Annotated in this window: 18 protein-coding genes; 7 read left to right on the top strand and 11 right to left on the bottom strand. The window is 71.6% G+C overall.

Annotated elements, in window-relative coordinates:
• Positions 1-109 precede the first annotated feature (109 nt).
• Together fabI and fabG are read right to left on the bottom strand one after the other, a co-directional pair.
• Positions 110-877 carry an enoyl-ACP reductase FabI gene (gene fabI, locus ACFYW7_RS06325; protein ID WP_389498414.1) on the bottom strand — a complete coding sequence of 256 codons (768 nt, stop codon included), beginning with the start codon at positions 875-877 and terminating at the stop codon, positions 110-112.
• Between the two features lie 5 nt (positions 878-882).
• Positions 883-1,587, bottom strand: a complete 705-nt coding sequence (gene fabG, locus ACFYW7_RS06320; protein WP_389498412.1) for a 3-oxoacyl-[acyl-carrier-protein] reductase — start codon at positions 1,585-1,587, stop codon at positions 883-885.
• A gap of 248 nt (positions 1,588-1,835) precedes the next feature.
• Between fabG and ACFYW7_RS06315 the strand changes: the two genes are divergently transcribed.
• The 3 genes from ACFYW7_RS06315 to tyrS are packed head-to-tail and all read left to right on the top strand — an operon-like array spanning position 1,836 to position 6,086.
• Positions 1,836-3,359 (top strand): TldD/PmbA family protein, encoded by a 1,524-nt coding sequence (locus tag ACFYW7_RS06315; RefSeq protein WP_389498410.1) that lies wholly within the window; start codon positions 1,836-1,838, stop codon positions 3,357-3,359.
• Positions 3,356-4,759 carry a metallopeptidase TldD-related protein gene (locus ACFYW7_RS06310; RefSeq protein WP_389498408.1) on the top strand — a complete coding sequence of 468 codons (1,404 nt, stop codon included), beginning with the start codon at positions 3,356-3,358 and terminating at the stop codon, positions 4,757-4,759. Before ACFYW7_RS06315 ends, ACFYW7_RS06310 begins: the two co-directional genes overlap by 4 nt.
• 58 nt (positions 4,760-4,817) lie before the next feature.
• Positions 4,818-6,086: a tyrosine--tRNA ligase gene (tyrS, locus tag ACFYW7_RS06305; RefSeq protein ID WP_389498406.1), complete on the top strand. Its 1,269-nt coding sequence runs from the start codon at positions 4,818-4,820 to the stop codon at positions 6,084-6,086.
• 181 nt (positions 6,087-6,267) lie between these two features.
• Here tyrS and ACFYW7_RS06300 read toward each other — a convergent pair whose 3' ends face one another.
• Positions 6,268-6,543 carry a GlsB/YeaQ/YmgE family stress response membrane protein gene (locus tag ACFYW7_RS06300; protein WP_389498404.1) on the bottom strand — a complete coding sequence of 92 codons (276 nt, stop codon included), beginning with the start codon at positions 6,541-6,543 and terminating at the stop codon, positions 6,268-6,270.
• A gap of 243 nt (positions 6,544-6,786) precedes the next feature.
• Here ACFYW7_RS06300 and ACFYW7_RS06295 point away from each other — a divergent pair, with 243 nt between their 5' ends.
• Together ACFYW7_RS06295 and ACFYW7_RS06290 are read left to right on the top strand one after the other, a co-directional pair.
• Complete coding sequence (locus ACFYW7_RS06295; RefSeq protein WP_389498613.1) at positions 6,787-7,173, top strand: DUF3099 domain-containing protein; 387 nt, start codon at positions 6,787-6,789, stop codon at positions 7,171-7,173.
• Positions 7,174-7,503: 330 nt separating this feature from the next.
• Positions 7,504-7,758: a hypothetical protein gene (locus ACFYW7_RS06290; RefSeq protein ID WP_389498401.1), complete on the top strand. Its 255-nt coding sequence runs from the start codon at positions 7,504-7,506 to the stop codon at positions 7,756-7,758.
• A gap of 62 nt (positions 7,759-7,820) precedes the next feature.
• Here ACFYW7_RS06290 and moaA read toward each other — a convergent pair whose 3' ends face one another.
• The 3 genes from moaA to ACFYW7_RS06275 all read right to left on the bottom strand — a co-directional run bounded on the left by moaA (position 7,821) and on the right by ACFYW7_RS06275 (position 10,972).
• Positions 7,821-8,810: a GTP 3',8-cyclase MoaA gene (gene moaA, locus ACFYW7_RS06285; protein ID WP_389498399.1), complete on the bottom strand. Its 990-nt coding sequence runs from the start codon at positions 8,808-8,810 to the stop codon at positions 7,821-7,823.
• A 171-nt stretch (positions 8,811-8,981) separates the two neighbouring features.
• A complete protein-coding gene (locus ACFYW7_RS06280) occupies positions 8,982-10,619 on the bottom strand; it encodes a cation acetate symporter (RefSeq protein ID WP_389498397.1) in 1,638 nt (545 codons plus the stop codon).
• Positions 10,616-10,972 (bottom strand): DUF485 domain-containing protein, encoded by a 357-nt coding sequence (locus tag ACFYW7_RS06275; protein ID WP_389498395.1) that lies wholly within the window; start codon positions 10,970-10,972, stop codon positions 10,616-10,618. Before ACFYW7_RS06275 ends, ACFYW7_RS06280 begins: the two co-directional genes overlap by 4 nt.
• Positions 10,973-11,388: 416 nt before the next feature.
• Here ACFYW7_RS06275 and ACFYW7_RS06270 point away from each other — a divergent pair, with 416 nt between their 5' ends.
• Both ACFYW7_RS06270 and ACFYW7_RS06265 read left to right on the top strand, forming a co-directional pair.
• Complete coding sequence (locus ACFYW7_RS06270; protein WP_389498393.1) at positions 11,389-12,915, top strand: S8 family serine peptidase; 1,527 nt, start codon at positions 11,389-11,391, stop codon at positions 12,913-12,915.
• Between the two features lie 135 nt (positions 12,916-13,050).
• Positions 13,051-14,103 (top strand): CopD family protein, encoded by a 1,053-nt coding sequence (locus ACFYW7_RS06265; RefSeq protein WP_389498391.1) that lies wholly within the window; start codon positions 13,051-13,053, stop codon positions 14,101-14,103.
• A 117-nt stretch (positions 14,104-14,220) separates the two neighbouring features.
• Here ACFYW7_RS06265 and ACFYW7_RS06260 read toward each other — a convergent pair whose 3' ends face one another.
• The 5 genes from ACFYW7_RS06260 to ACFYW7_RS06240 all read right to left on the bottom strand — a co-directional run bounded on the left by ACFYW7_RS06260 (position 14,221) and on the right by ACFYW7_RS06240 (position 19,646).
• Positions 14,221-15,264 (bottom strand): zinc-dependent alcohol dehydrogenase family protein, encoded by a 1,044-nt coding sequence (locus ACFYW7_RS06260; protein WP_389498389.1) that lies wholly within the window; start codon positions 15,262-15,264, stop codon positions 14,221-14,223.
• A gap of 40 nt (positions 15,265-15,304) precedes the next feature.
• On the bottom strand, positions 15,305-15,976 hold the full coding sequence (locus tag ACFYW7_RS06255) for a lysoplasmalogenase (protein WP_389498387.1): 672 nt from the start codon (positions 15,974-15,976) through the stop codon (positions 15,305-15,307).
• Entirely contained in the window at positions 15,973-16,851 is an 879-nt protein-coding gene (locus ACFYW7_RS06250) for a sterol desaturase family protein (RefSeq protein ID WP_389498385.1), read from the bottom strand. Before ACFYW7_RS06250 ends, ACFYW7_RS06255 begins: the two co-directional genes overlap by 4 nt.
• A 264-nt stretch (positions 16,852-17,115) precedes the next feature.
• Positions 17,116-18,366: an amidohydrolase family protein gene (locus ACFYW7_RS06245; protein WP_389498383.1), complete on the bottom strand. Its 1,251-nt coding sequence runs from the start codon at positions 18,364-18,366 to the stop codon at positions 17,116-17,118.
• Entirely contained in the window at positions 18,363-19,646 is a 1,284-nt protein-coding gene (locus tag ACFYW7_RS06240; RefSeq protein ID WP_389498381.1) for an amidohydrolase family protein, read from the bottom strand. Before ACFYW7_RS06240 ends, ACFYW7_RS06245 begins: the two co-directional genes overlap by 4 nt.
• Positions 19,647-19,655: the final 9 nt, after the last annotated feature.

The following is a 19,655-nucleotide window of genomic DNA, read 5'->3' as shown; positions in this document are numbered from 1 at the left end:
TCCAGCCTGCGGGTCAGGGGGTCCCGGCCGCCCGGCCGAATGGGCCGAACGGGCGACGCCCCGCCTCCCGCGTGCCGCGGGGGACGGGGCGTCGGTGCCGCGTGAGCGGTTACGCGCCGATGGCGTGCAGACCGCCGTCCACGTGGACGATCTCGCCGGTGGTCTTCGGGAACCAGTCGCTCAGCAGGGCGACGACGCCCTTGCCCGCCGGCTCCGGGTCCTTGAGGTCCCACTCCAGCGGAGAGCGGCTGTCCCAGACGGCGGCCAGGTCGCTGAAGCCCGGGATGGACTTGGCGGCCATGGAGCCGAGCGGACCCGCCGAGACCAGGTTGCAGCGGATGTTCTGCTTGCCCAGGTCACGCGCCATGTAGCGGCTGGTCGCCTCCAGGGCGGCCTTGGCCGGGCCCATCCAGTCGTACTGCGGCCAGGCGAACGAGGCGTCGAAGGTGAGACCGACGACGGAGCCGCCGTTCTGCATCAGCGGCAGGCAGGCCATGGTCAGCGACTTCAGGGAGAACGCCGAGACGTGCATGGCCGTGGCGACCGACTCGAACGGCGTGTTCAGGAAGTTGCCGCCGAGCGCGTCCTGCGGCGCGAAGCCGATGGAGTGCACGACACCGTCGAGGCCGCCCAGCTCCTCGCCGACGACGTCGGCGAGGCGGGCCAGGTGCTCGTCGTTGGTGACGTCGAGCTCGATGACCTTGGCGGGCTTCGGCAGCTTCTTGGCGATGCGCTCGGTCAGCGTGGGCCGCGGGAACGCGGTCAGGATGATCTCGGCACCCTGCTCCTGGGCCAGCCGGGCCGTGTGGAAGGCGATCGAGGCCTCCGTCAGCACACCGGTGATCAGGATGCGCTTGCCTTCGAGAATTCCGCTCATGGTGATCAGTGACCCATTCCCAGTCCGCCGTCAACCGGGATGACGGCTCCAGTGATGTACGAGGCGTCGTCCGAGGCGAGGAACCGCACCGTCGCGGCGATCTCCTCGGGCTGCGCGTAGCGGCCCAGCGGCACCTGCGACACGATGTTCGCGCGCTGCTCGTCGGTGAGCGCCTGCGTCATGTCGGTGTCGACGAAGCCGGGCGCGACGACGTTGAACGTGATGTTGCGCGAGCCGAGTTCGCGGGCGAGCGATCGCGCGAAGCCGACAAGGGCGGCCTTGGACGCGGCGTAGTTCGCCTGGCCCGCCGAGCCGAGCAGCCCGACGACCGACGAGATCAGTACGACGCGGCCCTTCTTGGCCCGCAGCATGCCGCGGTTGGCGCGCTTGACGACGCGGAAGGCGCCGGTGAGGTTGGTGTCGATGACCGAGGTGAAGTCCTCCTCGGACATGCGCATCAGGAGCTGGTCCTTGGTGACGCCGGCGTTGGCGACGAGGACCTCGACCGGGCCGTGCTGGGCCTCGATCTCCTTGTAGGCCTGCTCCACCTGCTCGGTGTCGGTGATGTCGCACTTGACCGCGAAGAAGCCGGCCGGCGGCTCACCGGACCGGTACGTGATCGCGACCTTGTCGCCTGCGTCGGCGAATGCTCGGGCGATGGCGAGGCCGATGCCCCGGTTGCCTCCGGTGACGAGAACCGAGCGGCTCAACGGATCACCCTTTCGATAGCTGACTGAAACCCCTGCAATACAGGCGCCTTCCCCGAAAACCTATCGGTCCGGCGGGCCTCTCAGAGAATCGGGCACCGACAGTGGGTTCGGGCACCGACTGTCGGGTCCCTACAGAAAGCCGGGGCGGCACGGCCGAAAGACGCGCCCGGTGACGGCAAAGGCGTGGCCGCCGGGCCCGCCCGCGCGACATGATCGGACCGACGGGCCACAACAGCAGGGAGACCTCGGTGCCTCATTCCATCGACGAAGCCTTCACGGCGCTACCGCTGCGCGCACTCGCCGACGCCGCGCTCGCGCGGGCGCGGGCCTTGGGCGCCGATCACGCGGACTTCCGGTTCGAGCGGGTGCGCAGCGCGTCCTGGCGGCTGCGCGACGCCAAGCCGGCCGGATCGTCGGACACCACGGACCTGGGGTACGCGGTACGGGTCGTGCACGGCGGGACCTGGGGGTTCGCCTCGGGCGTCGACCTGACGATGGACGCGGCCGCGAAGGTCGCCTCCCAGGCCGTGGCGATGGCCAAGCTGTCGGCCCAGGTGATCAAGGCGGCGGGGTCCGACGAGCGGGTGGAGCTGGCGCGGGAGCCGGTGCACTCCGAGAAGACGTGGGTCTCCTCGTACGAGATCGATCCCTTCTCCGTGCCGGACGAGGAGAAGGCGGGGCTGCTCGCGGACTGGAGCGCGCGGCTGCTGGCGGCCGACGGCGTCAGTCATGTCGACGCGTCCCTGCTGACCGTGCACGAGAACAAGTTCTATGCCGACACCGCCGGGACGGTGACCACGCAGCAGCGGGTGCGGCTGCACCCGCAGCTCACGGCGGTCGCCGTCGACGAGTCCAGCGGAGAGTTCGACTCGATGCGGACGATCGCGCCGCCGGCCGGGCGCGGCTGGGAGTACCTGCGGGGCACCGGCTGGGACTGGGACTCCGAGCTGGAGCGGATTCCGGAGCTGCTCGCGGAGAAGATGCGGGCGCCGAGCGTCGAGGCCGGGGTGTACGACCTGGTCGTCGACCCGTCCAACCTGTGGCTGACCATCCACGAGTCCATCGGGCACGCCACCGAACTGGACCGCGCGCTGGGTTACGAGGCCGCGTACGCCGGGACGTCCTTCGCCACCTTCGACCAGCTCGGCAAGCTCCGGTACGGCTCCGAGCTGATGAACGTCACCGGTGACCGCACCGCCGAGCACGGTCTGGCGACCATCGGCTACGACGACGAGGGCGTCGCGGGCCAGTCCTGGGACCTGGTGCGCAACGGCACGCTCGTCGGCTACCAGCTGGACCGGCGGATCGCGAGGCTGACCGGCTTCGAGCGGTCCAACGGCTGCGCGTACGCCGACTCCCCCGGGCACGTGCCCGTGCAGCGCATGGCCAACGTGTCCCTCGCGCCGGACCCCGGCGGGCTGACCACCGAGGACCTGATCGGGGGCGTCGACCGCGGCGTCTACGTCGTGGGCGACCGGTCCTGGTCCATCGACATGCAGCGCTACAACTTCCAGTTCACGGGTCAGCGCTTCTTCAAGATCGAGAACGGCCGGATCGCGGGTCAGCTGCGCGATGTCGCGTACCAGGCGACGACCACCGACTTCTGGGGGTCGATGGCCGCGGTCGGCGGCCCGCAGACGTACGTCCTCGGCGGCGCCTTCAACTGCGGCAAGGCCCAGCCGGGCCAGGTCGCGGCGGTCTCGCACGGCTGCCCGTCCGCCCTCTTCAAGGGTGTCAACATTCTGAACACGACGCAGGAGGCCGGTCGATGAGCGCTCGCGCCAGCAGGCAGAGCAAGCCCCACGAGGTCGTCGAGCGCGCCCTCGAACTGTCCCGCGCGGACGGCTGTGTGGTGATCGCCGACGAGGAGTCCACCGCCAACCTGCGCTGGGCGGGCAACGCGCTCACCACGAACGGGGTCACGCGCGGGCGCACGCTCACCGTGATCGCCACCGTCGACGGGCGCGAGGGCACCGCGTCCGGCGTGGTCTCGCGCTCGGCCGTGACGGCCGACGAACTGGAGTCCCTGGTGCGGGCGGCCGAGGCCGCGGCGCGCGGCGCCGGGCCCGCCGAGGACGGCCGGCCGCTGGTCACGGGCGTACCGCAGTCCCCCGAGTTCACGGAGGCGCCCGCCGAGACCTCCTCCACGGTCTTCGCCGACTTCGCGCCGGCGCTGGGCGAGTCGTTCGCCCGCGCCCGGGCGGGCGGCCGTGAGCTGTACGGCTTCGCCAATCACGAGCTGGTGTCCAGCTATCTCGGTACCTCGACGGGCCTGCGGCTGCGGCACGACCAGCCGAACGGCACGCTGGAGCTCAACGCCAAGTCCCCGGACCGTACGCGTTCGGCGTGGGCGGGAACCTCGACCCGGGACTTCAAGGACGTCGACCCGGCGGCGATGGACGCGGAGCTGGCCGTACGGCTCGGCTGGGCCGAACGGCGGATCGACCTGCCCGCCGGGCGCTACGAGACGCTGCTGCCGCCGACCGCCGTCGCGGACCTGCTGATCTACCAGATGTGGTCGGCCGCGGCCCGCGACGCGGCCGAGGGCCGGACCGTCTTCAGCAAGCCCGGCGGCGGCACACGGATCGGCGAGCGGCTCACCGAGCTGCCGCTGACGCTCCGCAGCGACCCGAACGAACCGGGCCTCGAATCCGCCCCCTTCGTGCTCGCGCACTCCTCGGGCGACGACGCCTCCGTGTTCGACAACGGGCTGCCGCTCGGGGCCACCGACTGGATCCACGAGGGCGAGCTGCGGCATCTGTCCACGACCCGGCACAGCGCCGAGCTGACCGGGCTGCCGGTGACCCCCTCGATCGGGAACCTCGTCCTGGACGGCGGCGACGACCGCTCCCTGGAGGAGATGGTCGCGGCCACCCGGCGCGGTCTGCTGCTGACCTGCCTCTGGTACATCCGCGAGGTCGACCCGGCGACGCTGCTGCTGACCGGGCTCACCCGGGACGGTGTCTACCTCGTGGAGGACGGACAGGTCGTGGGCGAGGTGAACAACTTCCGGTTCAACGAGTCGCCGGTGGGTCTGCTGGGACGGGCCACGGAGGCGGGGCGCACGGAGAAGACGCTGCCCCGGGAGTGGAGCGACTGGTTCACCCGGGCCGCGATGCCCGCCCTGCGGGTGCCGGACTTCAATATGAGCTCTGTCAGCCAGGGCGTATAACCTCGTACCTGATTCACGAGACCACGCGACGAGCGACACCCGAGGAGATACGAGAACCGTGACGGACATCGTCGACGAGCTGAAGTGGCGGGGACTGTTCTCCCTGTCCACTGACGAAGATGCACTGCGCAAGGCGCTCGCGGACGGTCCCGTCACGTTCTATTGCGGCTTCGACCCGACCGCGGCCAGCCTCCACGTCGGCCACCTGGTGCAGGTGCTCACCATGCGCCGGCTCCAGCGGGCGGGGCTGCGGCCGCTCGCCCTGGTCGGCGGGGCGACGGGCCAGATCGGCGACCCGCGCCCGACGGCCGAGCGCACCCTGAACGACCCGGAGACGGTCGCGAACTGGGTGCTGCGCCTGCGCTCGCAGATCGAGCCGTTCCTGTCCTTCGAGGGCGAGAACGCCGCGGTCATGGTGAACAACCTGGACTGGACGTCCGGTCTGTCGGCCATCGAGTTCCTGCGGGACATCGGCAAGCACTTCCGCGTCAACAAGATGCTGACGAAGGACTCGGTGGCCCGGCGCCTGGAGTCCGAGGAGGGCATCAGCTACACGGAGTTCAGCTACCAGCTTCTGCAGGGCATGGACTTCCTGGAGCTGTACCGACGCCACGGCTGCACGTTGCAGCAGGGCGGCAGCGACCAGTGGGGCAACCTCACGGCGGGCCTGGACCTGATCCACCGCCTGGAGCCGGACGCCCACGTCCACGCGCTGGCGACGCCGCTGATGGTCAAGGCGGACGGCACCAAGTTCGGCAAGACCGAGGGCGGCGCCATCTGGCTCGACCCCGAGATGACGACGCCGTACGCCTTCTACCAGTTCTGGCTGAACGTGGACGACCGGGACATCTCGACGTACACGCGCATCCTGTCCTTCCGGTCCCCGGAGGAGCTCGAGGAGCTGGAGAAGCAGACCGAGGAGCGGCCGCAGGCCCGGGCCGCCCAGCGCGCGCTGGCCGAGGAGCTGACGACGCTGGTGCACGGCGCCGACCAGACGGCCGCCGTGATCGCCGCGTCCAAGGCCCTCTTCGGGCAGGGCGAGCTGACCGACCTCGACGAGCGGACGCTCGCCGCCGCCCTGTCCGAGGTGCCGCACATCAAGGTCGCCGAAGCGGGTCTCGTCGTGGACCTCTTGGCGGAGGTCGGCCTGGTCGCCAGCAAGTCCGCCGCGCGCCGCACGGTCAAGGAGGGCGGGGCGTACGTGAACAACGTGAAGGTCGCCGCCGAGGACGCGGTCCCCGCCGCGGAAGACCTGCTGCACGGTCGCTGGCTGGTGCTGCGCCGGGGCAAGAAGAGCCTGGCCGCGGTCGAGGTCACCGGCGCCTGAGCCTGAGCGCCTGAGCGCGCACGAAGGGGGCGGTTCCCTGACGGGGCCCGCCCCCTTCGTCGTACCTCCGGGGCCGGTGCGCCCGTCCGCCCGGGCGCCGTGGCCCCAAAGGCAGCGCCCGGCCATCCGGCCGCCTGTCCGGGACCGCGGTCCGGGACCGCCGGTCCTCGCGCCTGGGGCCTCAGGTCCTCGCCCTGTCGCCCCGCAGGGCCATGTAGAGCATGTCGCCGAGGAAGACGAGGACGATCGCGGCGGCCAGTTGCAGCGCGTGCCGGCCCCAGTCGATGCCCCTCGTCTCGGCGATGCCGATGCCCCGGGCGATCGCGTTGCCGACGATCGCCCCGAGGATGCCGAAGATGGTGGTCAGCCAGAGCGGGCTGTGCTGCTTGCCGGGAATGATCGCCTTGGCGATCAGGCCCAGCACGAACCCGACGATGATCGCCCACAACCAGCCCATGTCCGCCTCCTAGTACCGCTTCCGCGAGCGGTACCGTCAGTTTCTTGCCGTGCGCCGTACGGCGCACGCCGGGCGGAGCCGTACGCGCTACGGCGCGGCGCGTACGGCCGACCGGAACGTGCCCCGGCCTCGAAGGCGGCGCGGGCTCGGCGTAACGTGGATGCCGGTCGGGCCCCCTTCCTCGACGGGTTCGTACCGGGTGCGGACCGGGGAGCGTCCGACGCAGGCAGGTGGTGGAGCGTGATCAGGAAGCAGAGCAACGTCCAGGTCTTCCGGATCACCGGGGCCAGACAGTCGCTGGACGACGACGTCCGCGGCAGGCAACGCCGTTACATCATCTCGATGTCCGTCCGTACGGTGTCCGTGATCCTGGCGGCCACCCTCTGGAACGTCGAACGCCACGTCGCGCTCGTGGCGCTGGTGCTCGGTATCGCCCTGCCGTACATCGCCGTGGTCATCGCCAACGCGGGCCGCGAGAACGCGCCCTCGCTGCCCTCCACGTTCGTCACCGCTCCGTCGCGTCCGATGATCACACCGCCCCGGCGGGACGGCTCCGAGGAGACCGTTCCCCCGGAGGCCGCGGACGCCCCCGGAGCTCCGCCGCGGGCCGAGCCGCACGACCTGGGCTGAGGCGCCGGCCCGGGGTCCGATCCACTCCCGGAACCCCTCCGATGCCTTGCGGGAACCGGCCCGTACCGTCCTCGGAGGATCCTCCGAGGACGGAATGCGGTGGCGTCCCAAGCTCAAGAAAAGCTCAGATCAATCATGTTGTTCCAGTGCCGGGCGGCAGGTTACCCGTGACATACTTCGTACGCGCTCCGCATCCCCCGTCGGAGCGACGGACCGACGCCGGGCAGCTCCCCCCGTGGCTGCTCGGCGTCGCCTTTTTCGGAGCTTCCCACAAGCCGTCGGCCGACCGTGACGGACGCGTGCCGCGAGGCCTCGGCTAGGGTCGGCAGGGTGATTCTGAACGCTCCCGGCTCCGGTCCCGACTCCCCCGTCTGCTCGGCCAAGGCCTGTCGCGCGGACGCCGTGTGGGTGCTCGCCTGGAACAACCCGAAGCTGCACACGCCCGAGCGCAGGAAGACCTGGCTGGCCTGCGAGGAGCACCGCGAGCACCTGTCGCAGTTCCTCGGCGTGCGCGGGTTCCTCAAGGACGTGGTGCCGCTCGGCGAGTGGGACGGCGCAGAGCCGGCGCGACGCGGCGAGGAGTAGAGCGCGGCAAGGCCTGGAGCGCGGCGGGGCCGCTCGTCGGCCGTCGGTGCCGAGGGACCGCCTCAGCCGCCGATCGCCGACATCGGACGGTCCGGCTGCACGAACGACGGGTCGTCGAGGCCCGCCCCCGCCTTCTTGCCCCACATCGCGACCCGCCACATGCGGGCGATCTCCTCGTCGGGGGCGGTCGAGCGCAGCGCGGCCCGCAGATCGGTCTCCTCGGTGGCGAAGAGACAGGTGCGCACCTGTCCGTCGGCGGTGAGCCGGGTCCGGTCGCAGGCCGCGCAGAACGGGCGGGTGACCGAGGCGATCACGCCGACGCGATGGGGTCCGCCGTCGACGGTCCAGCGCTCGGCGGGTGCGGAACCCCGCTCGTCCGCGCCCTCGTCGGTGAGGTCGAAGCGGGTGCGCAGCGAGGTCAGGATGTCCGCGGCGGTGACCATGCCGTCACGCTTCCAGCCGTGCTGGGCGTCCAGGGGCATCTGCTCGATGAAGCGGAGTTCGTAGTCGTGCTCCATGGCCCAGGCCAGCAGGTCCGGGGCCTCGTCGGCGTTCAGGCCCGGCATGAGGACCGAGTTCACCTTGACGGGGGTCAGGCCGGCGTCGCGGGCGGCTTCGAGTCCTTCGACGACGTCCTTGTGCCGGTCGCGGCGGGTGAGGGTCTTGAAGACGTCGGGGCGCAGGGTGTCCAGCGAGACGTTGACCCGGTCCAGGCCCGCGGCCTTCAGGGCGGTCGCGGTGCGCCTGAGGCCGATGCCGTTCGTCGTCAGGGACATCCGGGGGCGGGGAGCGAGGGCGGCGACCCGCTCGACGATGCCCACGAGGCCGGGGCGCAGCAGCGGCTCGCCGCCGGTGAAGCGGACCTCTTCGATGCCGAGGTGGGTGACCGCGATCCCTATCAGGCGGACGATCTCGTCGTCCGTGAGCAGGTCGGGCTTGGCCAGCCACTGCAGGCCCTCTTCGGGCATGCAGTACGTGCAGCGGAGGTTGCACCGGTCCGTCAGAGAAACGCGTAGGTCGGTGGCCACCCGGCCGTAGGTGTCGATGAGCACGTGGGCCCCCTCCCTCGATGCCGATCACATTTTCCGGTCACCTGCGAGCCTACGTGACGGGACCGACGACGACAGGGCCCGATCCCACGAGACGCGGCGCGGGCCCGTCGTAGGGACCTACCAGTGGTGATCCACCGGTGTCCCCCGACGGGCCCACGCGACGCCGGTGCCTCAGTGCGCTCCGGTGCCCGTCAGGGAGCGGACCTCCAGCTCGGCGTACTTGCCGGCGTCCGGCTCCTCCTTGGACAGGAAGGTGCCGAGCCAGCCCAGCAGGAAGCCGACCGGGATGGAGATGAGGCCGGGGTTCTCCAGCGGGAACCAGTGGAAGTCGACGTCCGGGAACATCGAGGTGGGCTTTCCGGAGACCACCGGGGAGAACAGCACCAGGCCGACCGCCGAGACCAGACCGCCGTAGATCGACCAGAGCGCGCCCCGGGTGGTGAACTTCTTCCAGAACAGGCTGTAGAGGATCGTCGGCAGGTTGGCGGAGGCGGCGACCGCGAAGGCGAGCGCGACCAGACCGGCGACGTTGAGGTCACGGGCGAGGGCGCCCAGCAGGATGGACACGGCGCCGATGCCGACGGTCGCGTAGCGGGCCGCCCTCATCTCCTGCTTCTCCGTGGCCTGGCCCCTCTTGATCACGTTGGCGTAGATGTCGTGCGCGAAGGAGGAGGACGAGGCGAGCGTCAGTCCCGCGACGACCGCGAGGATCGTGGCGAAGGCGACGGCGGAGATGGTGGCGAGCAGGATCGCGCCCCAGCTGGAGTCGACGCCGCCGAGGTGCAGGGCGAGCAGGGGGGCGGCCGTGTTGCCCGCCTTGTTGGAGGCGATGATCTCGTCGGGCTTGATCAGCGCGGCGGCGCCGAAGCCGAGGGCGAGGGTCATCAGGTAGAAGGCGCCGATGAGGCCGATCGCCCAGTTGACGGACTTCCGGGCGGTCTTGGCGGTGGGCACGGTGTAGAAGCGGATCAGGATGTGCGGGAGGCCCGCGGTGCCGAGGACCAGCGCCATGCCGAGGGAGATGAAGTCCAGCTTGGTGGTGGACGTGGCGCCGTACTTCAGGCCCGGCTCCAGGAACGGGGAGCCCTTGCCGCTGTTCTCGGCCGCCTTGCCGAGCAGGTCGGAGATGTTGAAGTCGAACTTCAGCAGCACCAGGAAGGTGAGCAGGAGGGCGCCCGCGATGAGCAGGACGGCCTTGACCATCTGCACCCAGGTGGTGCCCTTCATGCCGCCGATGGTGACGTAGAAGATCATCAGGACGCCGACGAGGGCGACGATGCCGACCTTGCCGGCGTCGCTGGTGATGCCGAGCAGCAGCGAGACGAGGACGCCCGCGCCCGCCATCTGGGCCAGCAGGTAGAAGATCGACACGACGATGGTGGAGGTGCCCGCGGCGGTACGGACCGGGCGCTGGCGCATGCGGTACGCGAGGACGTCGCCCATCGTGTAGCGGCCGGAGTTGCGCAGCGGTTCGGCGACCAGGAGCAGGGCCACCAGCCAGGCGACCAGGAAGCCGATGGAGTAGAGGAAGCCGTCGTAGCCGAAGAGGGCGATCGCGCCGGCGATGCCGAGGAAGGACGCGGCGGACATGTAGTCGCCGGAGACGGCGAGGCCGTTCTGGAATCCGGTGAACTGGCGGCCGCCCGCGTAGAAGTCGGCGGTGTCCTTGGTCTGGCGGCCGGCCCAGACGGTGATGACGAGGGTGGCGGCGACGAACACCGCGAAGAGGGTGATGATCAGCGGACGGTGCTCGCTCGCCTCGCCCGCGGCCAGCAGGGTCGTGTGCGCGGTCGTCTGTACGGAGCTCATGCGCCGCCCTCCATCCGGGACTTGATGGCCTCGGCCTTGGGGTCGAGCCGGGTGGCGGCGTGCCGCGAGTACCACCAGGCGATGAGGAACGTGGTGAGGAACTGGGCGAGGCCGAGCACCAGGGCGACGTTGATGTTGCCGAACAGCTTGTGGCCCATGAAGTCGCCCGCGTAGTTCGAGAGCAGCACGTACAGCAGGTACCAGGCGATGAAGCCGACGGTCAGCGGAAAGGCGAAGGAGCGGTGGGAGCGGCGGAGCTCACCGAACTCGGCGCTCTCCTGCATCTCGACGAACTGCTGGGTGGACGGAAGCTGCGTTTCGGTTTTCGAGGGTGGTGGTGCGTCGGTGGCCACGGTGTCTCCTCGCGTTGCGGGTGCGGTTGCGACGGTGGACGGGGACGGGTCGGCGTTCGCGGACGGGTCGGCGTCCCCGGGCGGGGAGGCATCGGCGTTCGCGGGCGGGGACGGATCGGATACGGACATGCGACTTCGACCTCACAGTGATACAGATCACGTAACGGGCCGCGACAGCACGGCGCCTTTCCGTGATCGGACAGGGGGCTCGATCGTCCACGGGCTCCCCGCTCAAGGTCACGGCGCCACGCGTGGACCGGTTCAACTCCCCTGACTTCTTTCGGAAGTCGTCGCCGTAAATCATTGCTGGCCCGGTCGGCGGGAGGATAGCTTCGGCCTGCACCATTCCGTCATGTACCTGCCCGAGCACCACCCGTGTTCGGGCAGCTCCTTTTCCCGGATGAAGTGGAGATCCCATGGCTCATCTGCGTTCGAGACGCCGTCTCGCCCTCGCCGTGCCGGTCGTTCTGTCGCTCACCGCCTCACTCGGCTTCCTGCCGGGTGTCGCGTCGGCCGCACCGGTCACCGCGCCCGCCGCGACGACCGCGGACGGGCCGAACCTCTCCTACGTGGTCAACACCAAGGCGGACCACCGCACGATCGAGTCGGTGAAGAAGGCGATCGGCGCGGCCGGCGGCAGCGTCGTCATCGCGTACGAGCAGATCGGCGTGATCGTCGTCCACTCCGCGAACCCGGACTTCGGCCGGCAGATCCGGGCGGCGCGCGGGGTGCAGTCGGCCGGCGCCACCCGCACCTCTCCGCTGGCCCCCGCGGCGACGACGGACGAGGGCGCGGCGCAGGTGATGTCCGCCGCGGACGCGGCCGCGGTCGCGAGGACGGCGGGCCCGGGCGAGGAACCCCTCGAAGCGGACCAGTGGGACCTGCGCGCGATAGGCGCCGACAAGGCCGCCGCGATCAACCCGGGCAGCAAGAAGGTCACCGTCGCCGTGATCGACGTCGGCGTCGACGACACCCACCCGGACATCGCGCCGAACTTCTCCCCCTCGCAGTCCGCGAACTGCGTGGGCGGCAAGCCGGACACGACCTTCGGCTCCTGGCGCCCGGCGGACGCCGACCACTACCACGGCACCCATGTCGCGGGCGAGATCGCGGCGGCCCGCAACGGGGTCGGCGTCGCGGGTGTCGCGCCCGGCGTGAAGGTCTCCGGCATCACCGTGGCCGAGCCCGACTCCACCCAGCTGTTCTTCCCGGAGAGCGTCGTGTGCGCCTTCGTGTTCGCCGCCGACCACGGCGTCGAGATAACCAACAACAGCTACTACGTGGACCCGTGGCTGTACAACTGCCTCGACGACCCGGACCAGAAGGCCATCGTCGACGCGGTGAACCGGGCCCAGCTGTACGCCCAGAAGAAGGGCACCCTGAACGTCGCCGCGGCGGGCAACTCCAACGACGACCTCGACGCGGACGCGCTGACCGACGACTCCAGCCCGGACGACTCGACCGCGACGACGCGGACTGTCGACCCGCACAAGTGCTATGACATCCCCACCCAGTTGCCCGGTGTCGTCACGGTCGCCTCGACCGGCGTGAAGGGCGCCAAGTCGTACTTCTCCAGCTACGGCAAGGGAGTCGTCGACGTCGCGGCGCCCGGCGGCGACCGGTACCAGATCCCTGACACGCCGTCACAGAACGGCCGCATCCTCTCCACGCTGCCGAACAACACGTACGGCTACCTCCAGGGCACGTCGATGGCGACACCGCACGTCGCCGGTGTGGCCGCGCTGCTGAAGTCCAAGTACTCCTGGGCGACGCCCGCCCAGCTCCAGATCCTCCTCAAGGCCCAGGCGGACAACCCGGGTTGCCCGGCGGAACCGTACGACGGGAACGGCGACGGCGTCGTCGACGCGACCTGCGCCGGCGGCAAGCACGTCAACGGCTTCTACGGGTTCGGCATCGTCGACGCCCTGCGGGCGGTCAAGTAGCACCTGCCGGAACTCCACGGCCCCGGCCCGCCCCCGCGGCGGCCGGGGCCTCGTCGTGGCCGGACCCCTCGTTCCCGAACGCCGCACGGGCTACGGTGACTTGTCCCGATCCGGGACGGTGGCGAGGACCGTGGGGTGGCGTTGACACGATCGATGGGCGAGACGGCGGACGCGGGCGGGGCGGAGTCGCGAGGGGCCGCCCGCCGGGCCCTCGCCGTGCTCTTTCTGGTGACCGTAGCGGCCCTGATCCCGCTGCTCGGCCCGCGCGCGGCGCTCGCGGACACGGGAGAGGCCGCGGCGCCCGGCACCGGTGGGGTCGCCCTGCTGCGGGCGGTCCTGTTCGCGGCGCTCTGCGTCCCCGCGGGAGAACTGTTCGCGGCCCGGCTGGCCCGGCGGGTGCCCGGCGCGCCGCGGGTCCCGGCGCCACGCGGCTGGGCGGTGTACGCGGCCGCCGCCGGGTTCGTCGTCGCGCTGGGGCTGGCCTCCGTCGTGGCGACCGGAAATCTGCTGCCGCACCGCCTCTCCGACATGGACGTCGGCGGCCTCTACCGGATCCGGGACGGGAGGCTGGCGCTCCTGGAGGTCAACGCGTTCGCGGTGGCCTGGTTCTGCGCCCGTTCGGGCCGGCCCGACGCCCAGGTGTGGCCGCTGGCCGCGGTGGCACTGGCGGAGGCGCTGCGCGCGCATCCGGCCACCGAGCAGGGAGCGCCGCTCGGTACGGCGCTGACGCTCGTTCATGTGACGTGCGCGGCGCTGTGGGCGGGGGGTCTGCTGCACGTCCTGCGGCTGCTGCGCCGGTGGCGGGCCGTCGGGGGCGGGGGCCCCGGGCCGGGGGTGGCCGGGGGCCCGTCGGCGGGTGCCGCGCTGCTCGGTCTCTACGCGCGCGTGGCGGCCGTCCTGTTCGTGGCGGTCACCGCGTCGGGTGTCTGGAGCGGGCTGCGCCGGATGCCGCCCGGCACGGTCCTGGACCAGTTGACGACGACGGCGTACGGGCGCGCCCTGCTCGCCAAGGTGCTCCTCGTGGCCGTCGTCGCCGTCCTGGCACTCCGGGCGCGACTGCGGCTGCGCGGCGCGGGGGACCACTCGCTCGGCGCCGGCTCCCCCGCGCGGGCGGAGATCGTGGTGCTGGGCGTGGTGGTCGCGGTCTCGGGCCTGCTGACGGCGCTGCCGCTGCCCATCCGGTGGTGAACCGCCGGACGGACGGCGGACCCCAGCACCCGCTTCCGATCCCGACCCTGATCCGGTCCCGGTCCCTGCCCTGATCTCGGCCTCGGTCCCGGTCCGGTCCCCGGTCCCGGGCCCGCCTCAGTGGGTGACGAGGACCTTCAGCGCGGTCCGCTCGTCCATCGCCTTGTAGCCCTCGGGCACGCTCTCCAGTCCGATGGTCATGTCGAAGACCGGCGAGGGGTCGACGGTCCCGTCGAGGACGTCCGGCAGCAGCTCGGGGATGTACGCGCGCACCGGGGCGACTCCCCCGCGCAGGGCGATGTTGCGGTCGAACATGACGCTCAGGTCGAGGCCCGTACCGCTGCCGTGGGGCACCCCGACGAAGCCGATGGCGCCGCCGTCGCGGGTGATGTTCACGGCCGTGCTCATGGACTGCTCGGTGCCGACCGCCTCGACGACGCAGTGCGCGCCCCGGCCCCGTGTCAGTTCGCGCACGGCCTCGACGGCCGCCTCGCCGCGCTCGGCGACGACGTCCGTGGCGCCGAAGCGACGCGCGATGTCCGTGCGCGCCTCGTGGCGGCCGAGCGCGATGATCCGGTCGGCGCCGAGCCGCTTGGCGGCCAGCACGGCGCACAGGCCGACGGCGCCGTCGCCGACGACGGCGACCGTGGAGCCCTTGCCGACGCCGGCGCCGAGGGCCGCGTGGTGGCCGGTGCCGAGGACGTCGGAGAGGGTCAGCAGCGCGGACAGCAGGTGGTCGTCGGAGGCCGCCTCCTTGGGCAGCCGCACGAGGGTGCCGTCGGCGAAGGGCACGCGCACGGCCTCGCCCTGGCCGCCGTCGTAACCGACGGCGCCCCAGAAACCGCCGTGCAGGCACGACGTGGTGAGTCCGTCGCGGCAGTACTCGCACACGCCGTCGGACCACATGAACGGCGCCACGACCAGGTCACCGCGCCGGACGCCGGTCACCGCGGAGCCCGTCTCCTCGACGACGCCGAGGAACTCGTGCCCGATCCGCTGCCCCGCCTGCCGGGCCGCCTCGCCGCGGTACGCCCACAGGTCGCTGCCGCAGATGCAGGAGCGCAGCACCTTCACGATCGCGTCGGTGGGGAGCTGCACCATGGGCTCGGGGACGTCCTCCACGCGCATGTCGTACGGGGCGTGGATGGTGGTGGCGCGCATGGCGAGGGTCCCTCTCGTGCGGTACGTCGGTGAGATGCGCTCAGGGGGTGGTTGAGCGCATCTCACCGTACGCCGCCCCGGACACGCGTCGCGCGCCGAGGGGACCGAGTACGCCTTTGACCAGCAGGAACTGGGCGAGGACGTAGGTGAGCATGATCCAGAAGTCCGCTTGCGGAAGCTGGGGCCAGTCGGCGATCCCGGTGGCGAGGAGGGAGTCCGAGAGCATGAACAGGGCGCCGCCGAGCGCCGCGACGGGCCCGAGCCGCGTGGCCCCGTACGCCATCGCGGTCAGCAGCAGGCTGTAGCCGGCGACGGGGACGCGCAGACCGGCCGGGAGGCCGGGCCACAGGAGGACGACCAGGGCGACGAGAACGGCGGCGTAGGCACCGAGGAGCCGGGCGTTCCGCTCGCGTGCCGTTCTCCGGAAGAGCACGAGGTAGCACACGTGCCCGGCCGCGAAGGAGGCCATGCCGACGAGGAAGGCGGGGTCGGCGTCGGACATGAGCGCGAGGTCGCCGCCCCAGCCGAGGAGCAGGGCCGCCACCAGCAGCCGGGGTCCGCCGCGCGCGCCCGCGTACGCGGCGAGGAGCGGCATCAGGAGCGGCTTGGCGATCCGGTGCCCGAGGTCGAGTCCGGCGAGCAGCGAGACGAGGTCGGCGGCCGCCGCCAGCGCGAAGCAGACCGTCAGGACGCGTGCGAGGCGCGGGTTCACGCGACGGGCTCCGTCACCGCGGCCGGGGAACGCTCGGCGGCCGGGGCGGCGGGCTGCCAGCCGGGCCCGCGCAGGATCCGCCCGGCGCGCTCGCGCCAGTCGGCGGCGGCCCGCACGTCCCTGGCGATGGCGGTGTACTCGTGGGTGGCGACGCGCAGCGGGTTGTACGTGGTGATGTTCTTGGTGAGTCCGTAGACGGGCCGGTCGGTCTCGGCGGCCCACGATCCGAAGATCCGGTCCCAGAGGATGAGGATGCCGCCGAAGTTGCGGTCCAGGTAGCCGCCCTGGGAGGCGTGGTGGACGCGGTGGTGGGAGGGCGTGTTGAGGACGTACTCGAACCAGCGGGGCATCCTGTCGATGCGCTCGGTGTGGATCCAGAACTGGTAGACGAGGTTCACCGAGGAACAGAAGGCGAGCGCGGCCGGGTGCACCCCGAGGGCGATCATCGGGAGGTAGAACGGCCACGACGTCCAGCCGGTCCAGGGCTGGCGCAGCGCGGTGGTGAGGTTGAACTTCCTGCTGGAGTGGTGCACGACGTGGCAGGCCCACAGGAGGCGGATCACGTGGTGGCCGCGGTGGGACCAGTAGTAGAAGAAGTCCTGCGCGAGCAGCATCAGCGGGATCGTCCACCACAGGACGGGCACCCGCAGGGGGGTCAGTTCGTAGACCGCCGTGTAGAGCGCGAGGATCGGGATCTTCCAGAGGAAGTCGAAGAAGAGGCTGCCGAGTCCCATGCCGACGCTCGTCGCGGCGTCCTTCGTCTCGTATCCGGCGGCATCGTCGTCCGGGTGGATCCGGACGCTCACCATCTCGATCATGGCGAGCAGGACGAAGGCGGGTATCGACCAGAGCACGACATCGGGCAGGTTCGGCATGGGTGAACCGTAGATGCGCCGGTCGGCTGCGAACAGGGGCTGTTACCGACAAGTATTACCGCCGGTACGCGCTTGCTTCTTGGTGATCCTCGCCAAGGGCCGTCCCCCGCCCGGCCCCGCTCCCGCGATCCGCCGCTCCGAGCGGGGCTCCGGCCGCGTACGGCAGGCCACGGCATGCGTTCCGCGAGGCGCCGGCCCCGCACCTCGCCGGGCGGGGCGCCGGAGCCCGGGCCTCCGGAGGCGCCCGGCGGCCCGTCCCGGCGCTCACCACACGCGCACCGAGCCTCCTCTCGCGAACACCGGGCTGGTCGCGTCGGCGGGCGGGGCGTCCAGCGGCTCGGCGATCTCGGCCACCGTGGGGCCGGCCTTCGCGGCGATCTCGTCGAGGTACGCCAGGTCGAAGCCGTAGACGCGGGCCGCGTTGCCGCCGACCATGGCCGCGATCTCCTCGCGGGGCAGGCCCGCGTAGGCGATGCGCAGGCCCTCGCGGGTGTAGGGGTGCGTGCCTTCGTCGTGCGGGTAGTCGCTGCCCCACATGATCTTGTCCAGGCCGATGCGGTCGCGCAGCGGCACCTCGTGGGGGCGCATGAAACTGGCGCCGACGAAGCAGTTGTCGCGCCACACCCGGGAAGGGCGCTCGCCCATGGTCGCGGCCAGGCCCGCGCCGAACTTCGACTCGGCCGTCGACGCCCGGCCCGCCGCCGCGACCAGCCGCCCGTGGTAGTAGTCCAGCATGTCGAGCACCCCGGGGATCCAGCCCGAGCCCTGTTCGGTCAGCACCAGCCTCAGTCCGGGGTGCCGGCGGAACGCGCCGCCGAACACCAGGTGCCACAGCGCCCGGTGGGAGAACCAGGTCGTCTCCACCATGAAGACCGCGCGGGCCGCCGGTTCGTCCCCGAGCGGCGGCGAGGCGGAGCCCGCGTGGTGGTTCACCGGGACGCCCAGCTCGGCGCAGGCCGCCCAGATGGGGTCGTACGCCGACGAGTACAGCTCGGCCAGGCCCGAACCGGGGGGCGTGCCGGGCAGCAGCAGACCGCCCGTGAGTCCGGCGCCCGCCGCCCGGCGGATCTCCTCGACCGCCTCGTCGACGTCGTTCAGGAGGATCTGGAAGACGCCCGCGCGCCGGCCCGGTGCCGCCGCGCAGAAGTCGGCGAGCCACCGGTTGTGGGCCCGCAGGCCCGCCCAGCGCCACTCGAACTCCTGGGCCGTCGGGGCCGGTGCCATGAGGGAGGCCGACGGGAAGAACGGCGGGATGGTGTTCGGGAAGACCACCTCCGCGACGACGCCGTCCTCCTCCAGTTCGGCGAGGCGCCGCGCGGAGTTCCAGTTCCGGTCGGCGGTGTCGGCGAGCAGGTCCTCGTACGGGTTGACGTAGCCGGCCGCCCAGGCGTCGAAGTCGTCGTGGTGGCGCCGCTCCAGGTACGGCTTGTAGTCCAGGAGATCGGCGCCCGCGTGGCAGTCGGCGGAGATGACGGTGTAGCGGTCCTCGGTGGTCGCGCGGTCCCCGGCGGTCATGGGTTCACCCCCAGGACGGGGAAGTCGTGGTCCGTCAGCCAGTGCCGGCCCACCTCGCGCGAGCGCGCCCAGGACGCCTCGACCGCCGGCTGGTCCTCGGCCTGGCCCAGTTCGGCCGGGGTGGGGCCGATCCGCCGGGCGAGCGGGGCCAGTTCGCCCACGTCGAATCCGAAGACCTCGGCCGCCGCGAGGCCCAGCATGCGGCGCGTCTCGGCGACCGGGATGTCGTGGAAGGTCCTCGCCAGCCAGGCACGGGTGTCGGGCCAGGTGCCCTCGGGGTGCGGGAAGTCGCTGCCCCACAGGATGTTGTCGACGCCGATCTCGTAACGCTGGGCGAGTTCACGGCGTTTGGTGTTGGTCGCGCAGACGAAGACCTGCCGGTCCAGGTACTCGTGCGGGGGCCGCTTCAGCTCGGCGAAGGGCGACAGCTTCTTGCCGCCGTGCGCGCCGAGGTAGAGGCGGTCCATGAACCACAGCAGGTTGGGCAGCCACCAGCAGCCCGACTCCGCGACGCCGAACCGCAGTCCGGGATGCCGCTCGAAGACCCCCGACCAGAGCAGGAACCACAGGGGGCGCGCGGGCCACCAGGTGACCTCGGAGACGTAGATCCCCAGATGGTCGCCGTACTCGTGGCGCGGGGCCGCGCCGGAATGGGTGAGCACGGGCATGGAGCACTCGGCGGCGGCCGCCCACACGGGGTCGTAACGGCGGTCGTGGTAGGGCTCCTTGTCGACCCACATGGAGGGGATCATCAGCGCGCCGAGGCCCGACTCCTTGGCGCGGTACACCTCGGCGACGACCCGTCCGGTCTCGCCCGTGACCGGCAGCAGGGCCACCCCGCAGTGCCGTTCGGGGTGCTCGGAGACGAAGTCGGCGAGCCAGCGGTTGTGGGCCCGGGCGCCCGCCATGCCGAGTTCCGGGTCCTGGTCGCCGGAGAGGCCGAGGCCCACGCCGAACGGCGCGGCGGTCCGGCTGTCCACGGCGTCCGCGTCGGGGAAGACGACCTCGGCCGCGACCCCGTCGCCGTCCAGTTCCTTGAGGCGCTGCGCGGTGTCCCAACCGCCGCGCAGGCCTTCCTCGTTGTCCTGGAACCACTTGTCCGCGAAGGCCTCGTTGCGGATGCCGAGGCGGTTCATCTCCTCGCGGCGCCGGCCCTGGCCCGCGAGGAACTCGTCGAAGTCGCGGTGGAACCGGGAGTCCAGATAGGGCCGGTACTCCTCGGTGGGGAGTCCGGCGTGGCAGTCGGAGGAGATGATCAGATACGGGTCCTGTTCGGTCACGACGCCCCC

This window comes from Streptomyces sp. NPDC002580 (genome assembly GCF_042889485.1).
Lineage (GTDB): Bacteria > Actinomycetota > Actinomycetes > Streptomycetales > Streptomycetaceae > Streptomyces.
The sequence above is the reverse complement of the archived record's forward strand: the minus strand, read 5'-3'. Positions and strand labels throughout refer to the sequence as shown.

Bases quoted from the DNA above. Each gene is read 5' to 3' on its own strand.
- ACFYW7_RS06245 (WP_389498383.1), bottom strand. From the start codon at position 18,366: ATGACCGCCGGGGACCGCGCGACCACCGAGGACCGCTACACCGTCATC.
- fabI (WP_389498414.1), bottom strand. From the start codon at position 877: ATGAGCGGAATTCTCGAAGGCAAGCGCATCCTGATCACCGGTGTGCTG.
- ACFYW7_RS06310 (WP_389498408.1), top strand. From the start codon at position 3,356: ATGAGCGCTCGCGCCAGCAGGCAGAGCAAGCCCCACGAGGTCGTCGAG.
- ACFYW7_RS06270 (WP_389498393.1), top strand. From the start codon at position 11,389: ATGGCTCATCTGCGTTCGAGACGCCGTCTCGCCCTCGCCGTGCCGGTC.
- ACFYW7_RS06250 (WP_389498385.1), bottom strand. From the start codon at position 16,851: ATGCCGAACCTGCCCGATGTCGTGCTCTGGTCGATACCCGCCTTCGTC.
- ACFYW7_RS06280 (WP_389498397.1), bottom strand. From the start codon at position 10,619: ATGAGCTCCGTACAGACGACCGCGCACACGACCCTGCTGGCCGCGGGC.
- ACFYW7_RS06260 (WP_389498389.1), bottom strand. From the start codon at position 15,264: ATGCGCGCCACCACCATCCACGCCCCGTACGACATGCGCGTGGAGGAC.
- ACFYW7_RS06300 (WP_389498404.1), bottom strand. From the start codon at position 6,543: ATGGGCTGGTTGTGGGCGATCATCGTCGGGTTCGTGCTGGGCCTGATC.